Source organism: Modicisalibacter xianhensis (assembly GCF_900113605.1).
Taxonomy (GTDB): domain Bacteria; phylum Pseudomonadota; class Gammaproteobacteria; order Pseudomonadales; family Halomonadaceae; genus Modicisalibacter; species Modicisalibacter xianhensis.
Genome location: NZ_FOPY01000001.1, coordinates 106,804 through 120,012, shown reverse-complemented (window position 1 = coordinate 120,012; position 13,209 = coordinate 106,804). Strand labels below are relative to the sequence as shown.

General features: G+C 62.7%; 10 protein-coding genes. 5 read left to right on the top strand and 5 right to left on the bottom strand.

The features are described from left to right. Positions 1–20: 20 nt before the first annotated feature. The 3 genes from BM194_RS00525 to BM194_RS00515 all read left to right on the top strand — a co-directional run bounded on the left by BM194_RS00525 (position 21) and on the right by BM194_RS00515 (position 1,835). A complete protein-coding gene (locus BM194_RS00525) occupies positions 21–680 on the top strand; it encodes a bifunctional 4-hydroxy-2-oxoglutarate aldolase/2-dehydro-3-deoxy-phosphogluconate aldolase (RefSeq protein WP_092842689.1) in 660 nt (219 codons plus the stop codon). Positions 681–880: 200 nt separating this feature from the next. Next, on the top strand, positions 881–1,507 hold the full coding sequence (locus tag BM194_RS00520; RefSeq protein ID WP_243835989.1) for a DUF938 domain-containing protein: 627 nt from the start codon (positions 881–883) through the stop codon (positions 1,505–1,507). 82 nt (positions 1,508–1,589) lie between these two features. Beyond that, positions 1,590–1,835, top strand: coding sequence for a hypothetical protein (locus BM194_RS00515; RefSeq protein ID WP_092842687.1), 246 nt, complete (start codon positions 1,590–1,592; stop codon positions 1,833–1,835). A gap of 76 nt (positions 1,836–1,911) precedes the next feature. On the opposite strand, the gene BM194_RS00510 is transcribed toward BM194_RS00515, so the two are convergent. From BM194_RS00510 to BM194_RS00490, 5 genes are all read right to left on the bottom strand, one after another. Next, positions 1,912–3,318 (bottom strand): PhoH family protein, encoded by a 1,407-nt coding sequence (locus BM194_RS00510; protein ID WP_092842686.1) that lies wholly within the window; start codon positions 3,316–3,318, stop codon positions 1,912–1,914. Positions 3,319–3,525: 207 nt separating this feature from the next. Next, positions 3,526–4,542, bottom strand: coding sequence for a patatin-like phospholipase family protein (locus BM194_RS00505; RefSeq protein WP_092842685.1), 1,017 nt, complete (start codon positions 4,540–4,542; stop codon positions 3,526–3,528). Between the two features lie 264 nt (positions 4,543–4,806). Beyond that, positions 4,807–5,175 (bottom strand): nitrite reductase small subunit NirD, encoded by a 369-nt coding sequence (nirD, locus tag BM194_RS00500; RefSeq protein ID WP_092842684.1) that lies wholly within the window; start codon positions 5,173–5,175, stop codon positions 4,807–4,809. A 16-nt stretch (positions 5,176–5,191) separates the two neighbouring features. After that, positions 5,192–7,696, bottom strand: a complete 2,505-nt coding sequence (gene nirB / locus BM194_RS00495; protein ID WP_092842683.1) for a nitrite reductase large subunit NirB — start codon at positions 7,694–7,696, stop codon at positions 5,192–5,194. 2 nt (positions 7,697–7,698) lie between these two features. Beyond that, on the bottom strand, positions 7,699–8,982 hold the full coding sequence (locus tag BM194_RS00490) for an NAD(P)/FAD-dependent oxidoreductase (RefSeq protein ID WP_092842682.1): 1,284 nt from the start codon (positions 8,980–8,982) through the stop codon (positions 7,699–7,701). A 601-nt stretch (positions 8,983–9,583) separates the two neighbouring features. On the opposite strand from BM194_RS00490, the gene BM194_RS00485 reads away from it, so the two are divergent. Together BM194_RS00485 and cobA are read left to right on the top strand one after the other, a co-directional pair. Beyond that, positions 9,584–12,337 (top strand): nitrate reductase, encoded by a 2,754-nt coding sequence (locus BM194_RS00485; RefSeq protein WP_092842681.1) that lies wholly within the window; start codon positions 9,584–9,586, stop codon positions 12,335–12,337. Continuing rightward, a complete protein-coding gene (gene cobA / locus BM194_RS00480; RefSeq protein WP_092842680.1) occupies positions 12,297–13,202 on the top strand; it encodes a uroporphyrinogen-III C-methyltransferase in 906 nt (301 codons plus the stop codon). The genes BM194_RS00485 and cobA overlap by 41 nt, the downstream gene beginning before the upstream one ends. Positions 13,203–13,209: the final 7 nt, after the last annotated feature.

The following is a 13,209-nucleotide window of genomic DNA, read 5'->3' as shown; positions in this document are numbered from 1 at the left end:
ACCGTTTTCCGGAGCCAGACATGACCATTGAAAAGCAACTGCCGTCGACCCGTACTTCCGAACTGGACAGCATCTGTTCCAAGGCGGAGATCATTCCCGTGCTGACCATCGAGCGCCTGGAAGATGCCGTGCCGCTAGGTCGCGCCCTGCTCGAGGGCGGGCTGCCGGTACTCGAGGTGACCCTGCGTACCGATTGCGCGCTGGACGCCATCCGCCGCATGCGCGAGGCCTTGCCCAAGGCCAGCATCGGTGCCGGTACCATCCTGACCACCGCTCAGTATCGTCTTGCCGAGCAGGCCGAGGTCGATTTCGTCGTTACCCCGGGGGCGACCGATGCGCTGTACCGTTACGGTGTGAGCAGCCCGGTGCCGATGCTGCCGGGGGTGGCGACCATTTCCGAATTGATGAATGGCTGGCAGTACGGCTACCGGCGGTTCAAGTTCTTCCCGGCCGAGTCGAGCGGTGGCGCTGCTGCGCTCAAATCGTTCGCCGGGCCGATTCCCGAAGCGAAGTTCTGCCCCACGGGGGGAATCACCCCGGACAACGCGGCGGACTACCTCAAGCTGCCCAATGTCCTTTGCGTAGGGGGCTCCTGGATCACCCCCAAGAAGCTGATCGATGCCGGCGACTGGGACGGTATTCGCCAGCTGGCTCGCGAAGCGGTCGCGCGCTTTGGCTGAAACGCTTTCACGATGCTTGCCTCTCTCTCGACAGCCTGAGCTGTTGTTTCGGCCCGCCTTGTGCGGGTCTTTTTTTGGTTCATTGCACTTTGCCGGTAAGCCATCCCTGACATGGCCGAGAAGCAAGCGATACATGCGCCTGGCAGGCCAATGACGTAGCCTGAAGTCAATCTTCGACGAGAGTACAAGCAATGCATAGCATGGACTCGATACAAGGTCAGCAACGCCTTTCCAGCCCGGCCGTGGCACGCAATCGCGAGCCGATTCTGGCTGTGCTGCGCGAGGTGCTGCCCGAACATGGCAAGGTGCTGGAAATTGCCAGTGGCAGTGGCGAACACGCGCTGCATTTCGCGCATCATCTAGCCTCATTGCGCTGGCAGCCGAGCGATCCCAGCGAACAGGCATTGGCCTCGATCGCCGCCTGGCGCCACACTGAGGCCCTTGGCAATCTCCTTGAGCCGATTCGCCTGGACGTCACCGAACGTCCCTGGCCATGCCAGGACTTTGACGCGCTGGTATGCATCAACATGCTGCATATCTCGCCTTGGCAAGCGACCCAGGCCCTGTTTGCCGAAGCCGGCATGCACCTGCCTGTCGATGGTGTACTGTACCTGTACGGACCGTTCCAGCGACGTGACCAGCCACTGGCGCCGAGCAATGCCACTTTCGATGCCGACCTTCGCCGTCGCGACCCACAATGGGGCATCCGTCACTTGGAAGAGGTGAAGGCGCAAGGAGAGAGCCACGGCCTGGTACTGGAGCGTATCGTCGAGATGCCGGCCAACAATCTCAGTGTGGTGATGCGCCGCCGACGCGGAAGTGCTTGATTAATCGCCTGCTGACCCAAAGACTGTAGTTAAGGATATCCGGTACGCGTGCCCAACACGCCAGACCACGAAAGGAGGCTTCATGAGCGATTTTTCCACGGAGTTCCGTCTGCCCAAGGGCTGTCCCAACTGCGGCAGTCATCGCATGCGCGTCTCCCAGGCGCGGAACCCGGATGACAAGGTGTTCTGTTCATCCTGCAACACCTACGTCTGTCTCTATCGAGAAGCCGAGGATCGTCTCGACAATGATCCCAAGAGCCAGTCGGAGGAAATGATCGAGAAAGCGACCAACAAGGACGAGCGCGAACTGCCACCGAAACACTCCTGACGGCAAACCACGAATAATGCAACGCAGCCAGCCCGCATGAAGCGGGCTGGCTGCGTTCTACTGACGCATGATGGTGTTAGAGGAGGTCTTCTGCCGCCAGGGCCAGGCGTGAACGTTCGACGCTCTTGAGCGTGACGTGTCCGGCATGCGCCCAGTCGCGGAAACGTTCGACCACGGCTGCCATGCCGCAGGTGTTGGCGGTCAGATAGGGCGTGTCGATCTGGCCGACGTTGCCCAGGCAGACGATCTTGGTGTTGCGTCCCGCCCGCGAGATCAGTGACTTGAGCTGTTTGGGCGTGAAATTCTGCGCCTCGTCGATGATCAGGAAAGTGTCGTTCAGGGTGCGGCCGCGCATGAACGTGGGCGAGCGGATCTGTACCCGCGAGCCGATCAGTTGCCGTGTGGCACCTTCACTCCAGCTCGAGGTGCCGTCCTTCTCGTCGCGCAGCAGGTTGTCCATGTTGTCGTGAAACGCGCCCATCCAGGGCGACATCTTTTCCTCCTCGGTGCCGGGCAGAAACCCGATGTCCTCGCCCATGGGGATCGGTGCGCGAGTGAACACGATGCGCTCGAAAACCTTGCTATCGAGTGTTTGCTGGAAGGCCGTGGCCAGGGTCATGAACGTCTTGCCGGTGCCGGCATTGCCGGCAATGGTCACCAGGTCGATTTCCGGGTCCATGAGCAGGTTGAGCGTGAAGTTCTGGCGGCTGTCATGGGCATGGACCCCCCACACGCCCGCGTGGTGACGGTAGTTGGTCAACAGCTGCAGGCGCGCGCTGCGTGGGGTCAGCTCGCGAACGATGGCCTCGAAATCCGCGCCGTTGTCGCTGTCCGAGACCAGCATGCCAACGTGCCAGTCCTCGGGCATGTCGCCGCTGAGCTCGTAGAAGGTGTGATGATCGACACGTTCGACCTGGACCTCGACATTGAGCGCCTCCCACAGGCTCTTGCCGTCTCGCGTCGGTGTGTAGACCTTGACCCCATCGATCATCGCATCGCTGTCGCTGAAGACGCGATCGTTCAAGTAGTCCTCGACCGGCACGTTGAGGGCGGCGGCCTTGACGCGCAGGTTGATGTCCTTGGAGACGAGAATGACTGAGGCATCGGGGCGCTCGTCGCGCAGGCGGCAGGTTTCCGCCAGGAGTCGGTTGTCGGGCGTATCGTCCAGATGATCCAGCGGACGGAGATCGTTGTAGCATAGAAAGCGCAGGCGGCCCGTCTGTCCCGTTCCGGGCAAGGGGATGCCACGCTGGATTTCGTCGAATGAGACTTCGGAAGTGAGTTCGGAAAGGGTGCGGCTGATCTGACGTGCAGTACGGGCAATTTCACGGATGCCGTTCTTGTGTTTGTCGAGTTCCTCGAGCACGGTCATTGGAATGACTACGTCATGTTCCTCGAACTGGTACAGGGCGGCAGGATCGTGGATCAGGACGTTGGTGTCGAGTACATAGAGGCGGTTCGCTTTCTTGTCGATTCGGACCATCGGCGCAAGCACTCCTTGAAGTAACGGCAATGTCGACGCTGACAGGCCAAGATGACTTCCGGATGACCGGGCACGGCCAACTGCCAGCATCGTCTCCTGACGTCGGTGTTTCCTGTCGGGCACTCCTCCTCATGTCGGTCTTGCTTTCAAGATGCAGTGTCCGGGCGCGCTTCGCCAATGAATTCTTTCCACGCTAGCGACACGGCGTTACATGTAGACCTCATCGATATCCAGCGTCGAATGCTCACCGAGCGCGTCGTAACTGGCCTCGAGCCACGCGCGGGCCGCCTGCCTGCCGGCATCGCGCAGGCGACACAGAAAAGCCCATTCGGCATTGAGCTTGCTAGACACCGACAGGCCTTCCAGGGTGGTATCAGCGTTGATGCGATGAAAAAGGGCGTCGCGATAGCAGGCGATATCTACCTCGTTCTCATGAATTAGACGCTTGAGCATGGCGACGGTACGGATTTCCTTGATCAGCGACGCGTTGAAGGTGATCTCGTTGAGACGGTTGAGTATCTCGGCTGCGGTATGCGGGATCTTGTCGCGCTGGATGGGGTTGATCTGGACGATGACGATATCCCGCGCCCGGCATTCCTCCATCAGCGGAAACAGCGCGGGATTGCCCATGTAGCCGCCATCCCAGTAGGCCTCGTCGTCGATTTCCACCGCCTGATGCAGGAAAGGCAGGCAGGCCGAGGCCATGAGAGCATCGCAGGTCATTTCCTCGCGCGAGAAGATGCGTTGCTTGCCCGTACGCACATTGGTCGCGCAGACGTACAGGTTCAAGTATTCGCACTGGCGCACACGCTCGAAATCCACCAGGTCGGTGACGATCTCGCGCAGGGGATCAACGTTCAGCGGGTTGAACTGGTAGGGCGACACCACGCGGCTCATGAAGTCGAGCGCCAGATAACCGGGGGAATAGTCGAGGCTCCAGTTGCCCATCCAGATATCCAGCGGTGTGCGCCGAATGGGGCTGAGCATGGCGGCCCGACTCACGGCCTGCCAGAACCCGCGTAGCGCCTCGCGGGCGGCCGGCTCGCCGCCGCGGGTCAGGGCGTCCGCCATGACCACGCCATTCATGGCTCCGGCGCTAGTGCCGCTGATGGCCTCGATACGCACCTGGGGCGACTCCAGCAGGTAGTCGAGTACCCCCCAGGTAAAAGCGCCATGGGCGCCGCCGCCCTGTAGCGCAAGGTCGATGGCCTTGGTGTGTGGCATGGGATCTCCGGGCGCTATGATGCGCTGCACAATTCAGCATAGCGTTGAATACCCCATACTGCGATGCTTATTCGGCAATTACCCCTGTCGCTTGTCGCCGTGTATTGTCGACTCACTCCCGCTCAATGAGGGAACCCATGTCGAGGCCGATCGTCGCCTCTATCGGGCCAAGCAGGGCGGGCGCAATCGAGTCGAGGGTGCTGAATAGGCGCTGGCTGGCTCACAAAGCCGCCCCCGGCTTTGACCGAGGGCGTGTCACCGCAGTCAGGCGGCGACCATGACCCTGTCGCCCTCGAACTTCACCGGCCAGGTACGCAGGCTAACGCCTGGTTCTTCCAGGCATGCCCCGTCGCGCAACCGATAGTGCTGTTTGTAAAGCGGTGAGGCGACGACTGGTTCTCCCTTCACATCGCCAATGATGCCGCGGGCGATCACGTTGGCGTTGCCCAGCGGGTCGTGGTTGTCCACGGCGAACAGCTCCGTCTCGTGACCCGGGATATAGAACAGCGCCACCTGGGCGGGACCGCCGGTCGTCTCCAACCACGCCGCCACGCCGGAAAATGCGACCAGATCCGCCTTGGAGCAGAGGGGTTGCCAGGTAACTTCATTCTTCAATGCCGTTGCAGTGCTCATGATGGTTCTCCTCGAATTAAGCCGGACGCAATTGGCCACGCTCGCTCGTCATGATGATGTCCGGGTCTGGGCGCGCGTCGTTGACGAAGCTGCGGAATCGCTTGAGCTTCTCGGGGTCGCTGATGGCATTGGCCCACTCGCACTCGTAGTTGTCGATGACCGTCTGCATCTGCTGTTCGAGCTCTTCGCCCAGGCCCAGGCTATCGTTACAGACCACGTCCTTGATGTAATCGAGACCGCCCTCGAGGTTTTCGCGCCACACCGAGGTGCGCTGCAGGCGATCCGCGGTGCGCACGTAGAACATCAGGAAGCGGTCGATGTAGCGGATCAGCGTCTCGTCGTCGAGGTCGGTGGCCAGCAGCTCGGCATGGCGCGGGCGCATGCCACCGTTGCCGCAGACGTAGAGGTTCCAGCCGTTCTCGGTGGCGATCACGCCGACATCCTTGCTCTGTGCCTCGGCGCATTCGCGGGTACAGCCGGACACGGCGAGCTTGAGCTTGTGCGGTGAGCGCAGGCCCTTGTAGCGGTTTTCCAGCTGGATCGCCATGCCCACGCTGTCCTGCACGCCGTAGCGGCACCAGGTGCTGCCGACGCAGGACTTCACCGTGCGCAGCGACTTGGCGTAGGCGTGACCGGTCTCGAAGCCAGCCTCGAGCAACTCGCCCCAGATATTCGGCAGATCCTCGAGATGCGCGCCAAACAGGTCGATGCGCTGGCCTCCGGTGACCTTGGTATAAAGATTGTATTTCTGGGCCACCTGGCCGAGCACCAGCAGTTTGTCCGGGGTGATCTCGCCACCGGGCACGCGCGGTACCACGGAATAGGTACCGTTCTTCTGCATGTTGGCCATGAAGGTGTCGTTGGTGTCCTGCAGCGGCACATGGGCGGCATCGGTGATGGGTTCGTTGAAGCACGAGGCGAGGATCGATGCGACTGTCGGCTTGCAGATATCGCAACCCAGGCCATGCCCATGCTTGGCGATCAGTTCGCTGAAGGTCTTGATGCCCTCGACACGCACGATGGAGTAAAGCTCCTGGCGCGTATGGGCAAAGTGCTCGCAGATCGACTGGTCGACTTCCACCCCCCGAGCTTCGAGCTCGCTATCGACCACGCTCTTGAGCAGGGCCGCGCAGCCACCGCAGCCGGTGCTCGCCTTGGTATCGCCCTTGACCGACGCCAGGTCGCTGGCGCCGGCGTCGATGGCGGCACAGATCGCCACCTTGGTGACGTTGTGGCACGAGCAGATCGAGGCCGAATCGGGCAGGGCGTCGGCACCCAGGGTCGGCGCGCCTTCCACACTCGGCAGGATCAGCGATGCCGGGTCGGCCGGCAGGTCGATGCCGTTCTGGGCATACTGCAACAAGGTGTCGTAGAGACTGTTGTCGCCGACCAGCACGGCGCCGATGGCTTTCTTGCCGTCCTTGGACACTACCAGGCGGCGATAGACGCCTTCGGACTCGTCACTGTAGCGATAGCTCTTGGCACCCTCGGTGGCAGCATGGGCATCGCCGATCGAGCCGACGTCAACCCCGAGCAGCTTGAGCTTGGTCGACATGTCGGCGCCGCTGAAGCTCGGCTCTTCGTCACCCTCGTTGCAGCACAGGGAGTCGGCCACGTTGCGCGCCATGGTGTACCCGGGGGCGACCAGACCGAAGATGCGGTTGCTCCATAGGGCGCATTCGCCAATGGCAAAGATCTCCGGGTCGGAGGTACGACACTGGTCATCGACGACGACCCCGCCCCGTTCGCCAATCTCCAGCTTGCACTCGCGAGCCAGCGCATCCTGAGGACGAATACCGGCCGAGAAGACGATCAGGTCGGTCTCGAGGTGTTCGCCGTCCTTGAAGTTCATGCGGTAACGGAATGTCTCGCCTGCCACGATCTCGGTGGTGGCGCGGTTGAGATGCACGCCCACGCCCAGTTCCTCGATCTTGGTGCGCAGTGCCTCACCGCCCTGGTCGTCGAGCTGTACCGGCATCAAGCGGAGCGCGAACTCGACCACATGGGCCTCGAGGCCCAGCGACTTCAGCGCATTCGCCGCTTCGAGGCCGAGCAGGCCGCCGCCGACCACCACGCCGCGCTTGGCGCCGTCGGCAGCGTCACGGATCTGGTCGAGATCGTCCAGGGTGCGATAGACGAGACGGTTGGGCTGGCCTTCTTCGGCGCCGGCAATCGGCGGCACGAAGGGGTAGGAGCCGGTCGCCAGGACCAGGCTGTCGTAAGCGTATTCACCCTGCGGCGTGACGATCCGGCTGTCATCGCGGTCGATGCGTGTCACGCACTCGTCCAGGCGCAGCTCGATACCGTTGGCGGCATAGAAATCAGCGTCGCACATGGCCAGCGACTGGGCATCGCGACCGCCGAAGTACTCGGAAAGGTGGACGCGGTCGTAGGCGCGATGGCGCTCTTCGCCGAATACCACGATGTCGTAGCGTTCGGTGGCATTGCGTTCGATGAGTTGCTCGACCAGATGGTGGCCGACCATGCCGTTGCCGATGATGATCAGACGTTGCTTGCTCATGGTTATGCGGCCTCCTCAAGAAGCGGTTTGGCATCGCCGGCGCCAAACAGCAGGGCCTGACGACAGGCGCCGAGATCGCGCCCGGCAAGGGATTGTTCGAAATACCAGGGGCCGAAGGCGGTGTCCCCGTAAAGCACGGCGCCTTCGAGACGGTTGTTGCGCAGCAGCAGTCGGCGATAGTCGCCATGCTGCGGGTCGTGATAGGTGAGCACTTCGTGACCGGCATCGGGCTCGATGGGGCCAAAGGCATACAGCGAGACACCGCTGACCTTGAGCTTGGTGGCGGTGGGCGCCTCGACATAGCCCTCGACGCTGTCGTGACACAGGCGGGCCGCCAGCACCTCGACCTGACGCCAGATGGGCTCGACCAGGCCATAGGTGCGGCCTTCGAATTCGCAGCACTCGCCCAACGCATGGATAGCGGGATCGCTGGACGTCAGCCAGGCGTCCACGACGATGCCACGTGCCATGGTCAGGCCCATCCAGGTGCCGAGTTCCGCATTGGGGGTAATGCCGGCGGCCACCACCACGCAATCTGCCGCCAGGCGGCGACCATCGGCGAGTTGCACGGCGCGTACGTTGCCCTCGGCGTCGCCATCGAAACCGCTCAATTGCGCGCCAGTGATAACCTCCAGACCGCGACGTTCAAGCTCATCCTGCAGCAGCGTGGCAGCGGTAATATCGAGCTGGCGGTTCATCAATTGCTGGCTGCGCTGCAGTACGGTGACCTGCATGCCACGCTTGCGCAGCCCTTCGGCGGCTTCCAGGCCGAGCAGACCGCCGCCCACGACAACCGCGCGGTTGCCGTCGGGTGTGGCGGTTTCGGCAGCGTGGGTCAGTGCGGCGGCATCGTCGAGATCGCGAAAGCCATGGATACCGGCCAGGTCGATGCCCGGCACGTCGGGCATGGCCGGACGCGAGCCGGTAGCGAGAACCAGACGGTCATAGGCAAGCACGCGACCGCTATCGGTCATTACATGACGCTGCGCACGGTCCACATCGATGACCCGTTCGCCAAGGATCAGGTCGACACCCTGGTCGGCATACCAGCCGGTGTCGCGCAGGGTCAGGGCCTCACGCTCGGTTTCACCGGCCAGCCAGGGCGAGAGCAGAATCCGGTTGTAGGCCGGCGCGCGCTCCTCGCCGATCACGGTGATGCGTTGTGGCCGGCGCTGATGCTTGAGCAGCGCCTCGAGCAGGCGATGCCCGGCCATGCCGTTGCCGACGATAACCAGATGCTCGTCCAGGCAAGCCTGGATGCCGGGTTGCGTTTCGTGGGTTCGCATGTTGCGTGTCTCCCATCAACGAAAAAGCGCCTGACGGCGGAAAGACTGCAGTGTCTTCGCTCCGTCAGGCGCCTTTGCCTAATTCGGTCTCACTTGCGTTGTGATGGCAGCCCTGTCAAGGGCTGCTGGATATCGAGCGCAGCGTGGCTGATCGCCCGGGATCGACAGTGATCCCTATCCTTGCTCAGGAATTAGCGAAGGGTGTGCCAGGACGAAGTTTATCCATTATCTTCAATGGATTGCCGTGTTCTGTTTAACAAGACGAAAGCGTTGGGTAGTCGCTTGGCGTGCACTGGCTGTGCAAAATCGGCTGCTGCTGCACCAGTGTGGCGCGATGAACTGAGCGCTTTCCACGGGCACAGCGATAAACAAAGGAAGTGGTTTTACGCAAATGTCTGTTTTGTAAGGATTGTCGTTTACCAGGCTCGGTTGTTGCTGCAGTAAGGTCTAGATTTTCGCGCCGTGTTCCCGGTGCTGTGCCAACGGCGGCACATCGCTAGACAGCAGTCTTGAGGGAACGACAGGTGAACCAATGATTCCGGGCAAAGGGGCCCGATCCGCCAATGGCGGGTCGGGCCCCTTTGCGTTGACAGGAGGCGACATGAATCAGGCTTCCACGACGTGTCCGTACTGTGGGGTCGGCTGTGGCGTGATTGCCACGCATGACGGCTGTACCGTGATGAGTGTCGAAGGCGACCGTGACCACCCTGCCAATTACGGGCGTCTTTGCGTCAAGGGTTCGGCACTGCATGAAACGCTGGGCAATCATGGGCGCCTGACCCGGCCCCGGGTCGATGGTGGCGAAGTGGATTGGGATACCGCTCTGGATACGGTCGCGACACGCCTGGCCGATATCCAGCGCAAGCATGGCCACCAATCCGTAGCGGCGTATCTGTCCGGCCAGTTGCTGACCGAGGACTATTACGTCGCTAACAAGCTGTTCAAAGGGTTTCTCGGTACGCCGCATCTGGATACCAATTCTCGGCTGTGCATGGCCTCGGCCGTGGCCGCCTACAAGCGCTCGCTGGGCGCCGACGCCGTGCCCTGCAACTACGAGGACTTGGAAGAGGCCGAGCTAGTGGTGCTGGTCGGCTCCAACCTGGCCTGGAACCACCCGGTGCTGTTCCAGCGCCTGCGTACTGCCAAGCAGCGCAACCCGCTGATGCGCGTGGTGGTGATCGATCCACGCGTTACCGATACCTGCGAGATCGCCGATCTGTATCTGGGGATTCGGCCCGGTAGCGATGCGCGGCTGTTCAATGGCCTGCTGGCCTGGATGGACGCCAAACGGCGACTCGACCGTATCTACCTGGAGCGCCATACCCAGGGCATCGACGAGGCACTCGCTGCCGCCCATCAGGAAGATTGTCGCATCGATGCCATTGCCAGCGACTGCGATGTCGATCCCGAACGCCTGGAAACGTTCTTCTACTGGTTCGCCACACAGCTTCACGTGGTGACGTTGTATTCCCAGGGCATCAATCAATCGAGCAGCGGCACCGACAAGTGCAACGCGATCATCAACTGCCATCTAGCGGGCGGCAAGATCGGCCTGCCCGGCGCCGGACCGTTCTCGATCACCGGCCAGCCCAACGCCATGGGCGGGCGCGAGGTGGGGGGATTGGCCAACCAGCTTGCGGCCCACATGGACTACCATACCCCCGGTGCCATCGATCGTGTCACGCGTTTCTGGGCGACCGGCTCGCTGGCGCCGAGTCTGCCCGAGGAGCCGGGGTACAAGGCGGTCGAGTTGTTCGAGGCCATCGAGCGCGGTGAGATCCGGGCCGTCTGGATCATGGCGACCAATCCCGGTGTCAGCTTGCCCGACGCCAATCGCATGCGTCGCATCCTGGCGGCCTGCCCGTTGGTGATCGTTTCCGACTGCATGGCCAATGCCGACATTCTTCAATACGCCGATATCGTGCTGCCGGCCTCGAGCTGGTCCGAGAAGGATGGCACCGTTACCAACTCCGAGCGGCGTATCTCGCGTCAACGCGGCATGCTGCCGCCGCCGGGCGAGGCACGCCACGACTGGTGGATCATTTCTCAGATAGCGACCCGCATGGGTTTCGGCGAAGCGTTCGATTACACGCATCCCGGCGATATATTCGACGAGCATGCGCGGCTTTCCGGATTCGAAAACGCAGGCGATAGCACCCGACCATTCGATATTTCCGGACTGGCCGGGCTCGATCGCGCCGCTTATGATGCGCTCGCGCCGATCCAGTGGCCGGTCAATGCCACGGCGCCTGAGGGCACGGCAAGGCTGTTCACCGATGGGCACTTTGCCACCCCGGATGGCCGCGCCAGGTTGATCCCTGTTCGCCCGCGTGGCCCTGAACAGGCCTTGAGTGAGTCTCGTCCATTACGCCTCAATACCGGCCGCGTGCGTGACCAGTGGCACACCATGACACGCACTGCCCGCGCTCCGCGGCTGATGAACCATCGCGCCGAGCCGTTCATCGAGGTGCATCCCGAGGATGCGGCAAGCCTTGACCTGAACGATCAGCAACTGGCTCGCCTGGACGGGGCGGGCGGTGACTACATTGGTCGCGTGCGTGTCTCGCATGCCATGCGCCGCGGCGAGGTCTTCGTGCCCATGCACTGGAACGACAGCTTCAGTGGCAAGGCACGCATGGGCGGGTTGCTTGCCGCCTATCTCGACCCGGTCTCCGGTCAGCCCGAGTCCAAGCATGGCGCCGTCGGGCTGGCGCCGCTGAACATCGGCTGGGAGGCCACGCTGGTTCTCGCCGCCGAAAGCGACTGCGCCCCGGCCTGGTGCGACGACAGTACCTATTGGGCCTATATCCCGTTGGAAAATTGCCGACGCTGGCAACTGGCCGGCGGGGAGTCAGGAAGCGCCTGCGGCGGGGTGGATAAAGTGCAGCGCGACTGGCTCGCCTGGGCGAAAGCCTACCTCCCTGGCGAGCCGGCACTGTGGGCCGAGGATGCCGGCAGTGGGAGGCTGCGTGCCGCCGGCTTCGAAAACGGCCGGCTGAGCTGGTGGCTGATGGTCGGTTCGCCTGCCGAGCTGCCCGCCCTCAACTGGCTGGATGCACGCTTTGCCGAGGCGGCACTCGACACACCGCTGCCCAGTGACCTGCGCCGCCGCCTGTTGGCTGGCTGCGATGCCGGTGAGGCCGATGCCGGCCCGACCGTGTGCAGCTGCCATCAGGTCGGTCGCAAGGCCATCGTCGAGGCCATCCGTCATGGCGATACCAGTGTCGAGGCCCTGGGTGCACGGCTGGCCTGTGGCACCCAATGTGGCTCCTGCATTCCGGAATTGAAATCATTGATCGAAGAGGAACATGCCCATGATCACGCTACTCAAGCAGTGGAAGCCGAAACTGCCTGACTTCCTGGGTTTCCTGCCCCGCCTGGTAGGCGGCTCGCGGGCCCTTTCGGTCACGAATGACCTGAAGCGGAATGACCTGGACATCACCCTGACCACACGAGGCGAGTGCCGGCAGGGCAAGGTCTACCTGGTAGGGGCCGGGCCGGGCAACGCTGACTTGCTGACACTGCGTGCCGCACGCCTGCTGGCCCAGGCCGATGCCGTCGTCTACGACCGCCTGGTCGGTGATGACATCCTGGCGATGATTCCCACCGGTCACGAGCGCTACTATGTCGGCAAGGCCGCCGGGCACCACAGCGTGCCGCAGGCCGAGATCGGCGCGATGCTGGTCAAATTGGCGCAGCAGGGCAAGTCGGTGGTGCGCCTGAAAGGAGGGGACCCTGGCATTTTCGGCCGCATGGGCGAGGAGCTCGGCGCGTTGTACGCCGCTAATGTGGAGTCCGAGATCGTTCCTGGCATCACCGCCGCCTCGGGAGCTGCCGCCGCGATGGGCATGGCGCTGACCGATCGTGCCCACGCCCAGCAGGTGCGTTTCATTACTGCCCAGCAATGCCGGGTCGACGGTACACCTGACTGGCAAGCACTGGCGCGCACCGATGAGACGTTGGTGTTCTACATGGGGCTGTCCAAGGTCGAAGCGATCAGCCGTGGCCTGCGTGGCGCAGGACTGCCCGACGACTGGCCGATGTTGCTCATCGCCAATGCCAGCCTGCCGGAACAACAGACCCTGATCGGGACGCTGGCAGACATGCCACAGACGCTTGCCGAAAATCCGCTGCCATCGCCGTGCCTGATCGTGGTGGGTAGCGTGGTTCGGATGGCTGAAGAGGCACGGCAGCACGAGGCGAAGACACAACGGGCATGAAGCGTCT

What these genes read in the sequence shown, in the direction of transcription:
- BM194_RS00525 (WP_092842689.1), top strand. Translation starts at nt 21, where the DNA reads ATGACCATTGAAAAGCAACTGCCGTCGACCCGTACTTCCGAACTGGAC.
- BM194_RS00520 (WP_243835989.1), top strand. Translation starts at nt 881, where the DNA reads ATGGACTCGATACAAGGTCAGCAACGCCTTTCCAGCCCGGCCGTGGCA.
- BM194_RS00515 (WP_092842687.1), top strand. Translation starts at nt 1,590, where the DNA reads ATGAGCGATTTTTCCACGGAGTTCCGTCTGCCCAAGGGCTGTCCCAAC.
- BM194_RS00510 (WP_092842686.1), bottom strand. Translation starts at nt 3,318, where the DNA reads ATGGTCCGAATCGACAAGAAAGCGAACCGCCTCTATGTACTCGACACC.
- BM194_RS00505 (WP_092842685.1), bottom strand. Translation starts at nt 4,542, where the DNA reads ATGCCACACACCAAGGCCATCGACCTTGCGCTACAGGGCGGCGGCGCC.
- nirD (WP_092842684.1), bottom strand. Translation starts at nt 5,175, where the DNA reads ATGAGCACTGCAACGGCATTGAAGAATGAAGTTACCTGGCAACCCCTC.
- nirB (WP_092842683.1), bottom strand. Translation starts at nt 7,696, where the DNA reads ATGAGCAAGCAACGTCTGATCATCATCGGCAACGGCATGGTCGGCCAC.
- BM194_RS00490 (WP_092842682.1), bottom strand. Translation starts at nt 8,982, where the DNA reads ATGCGAACCCACGAAACGCAACCCGGCATCCAGGCTTGCCTGGACGAG.
- BM194_RS00485 (WP_092842681.1), top strand. Translation starts at nt 9,584, where the DNA reads ATGAATCAGGCTTCCACGACGTGTCCGTACTGTGGGGTCGGCTGTGGC.
- cobA (WP_092842680.1), top strand. Translation starts at nt 12,297, where the DNA reads ATGATCACGCTACTCAAGCAGTGGAAGCCGAAACTGCCTGACTTCCTG.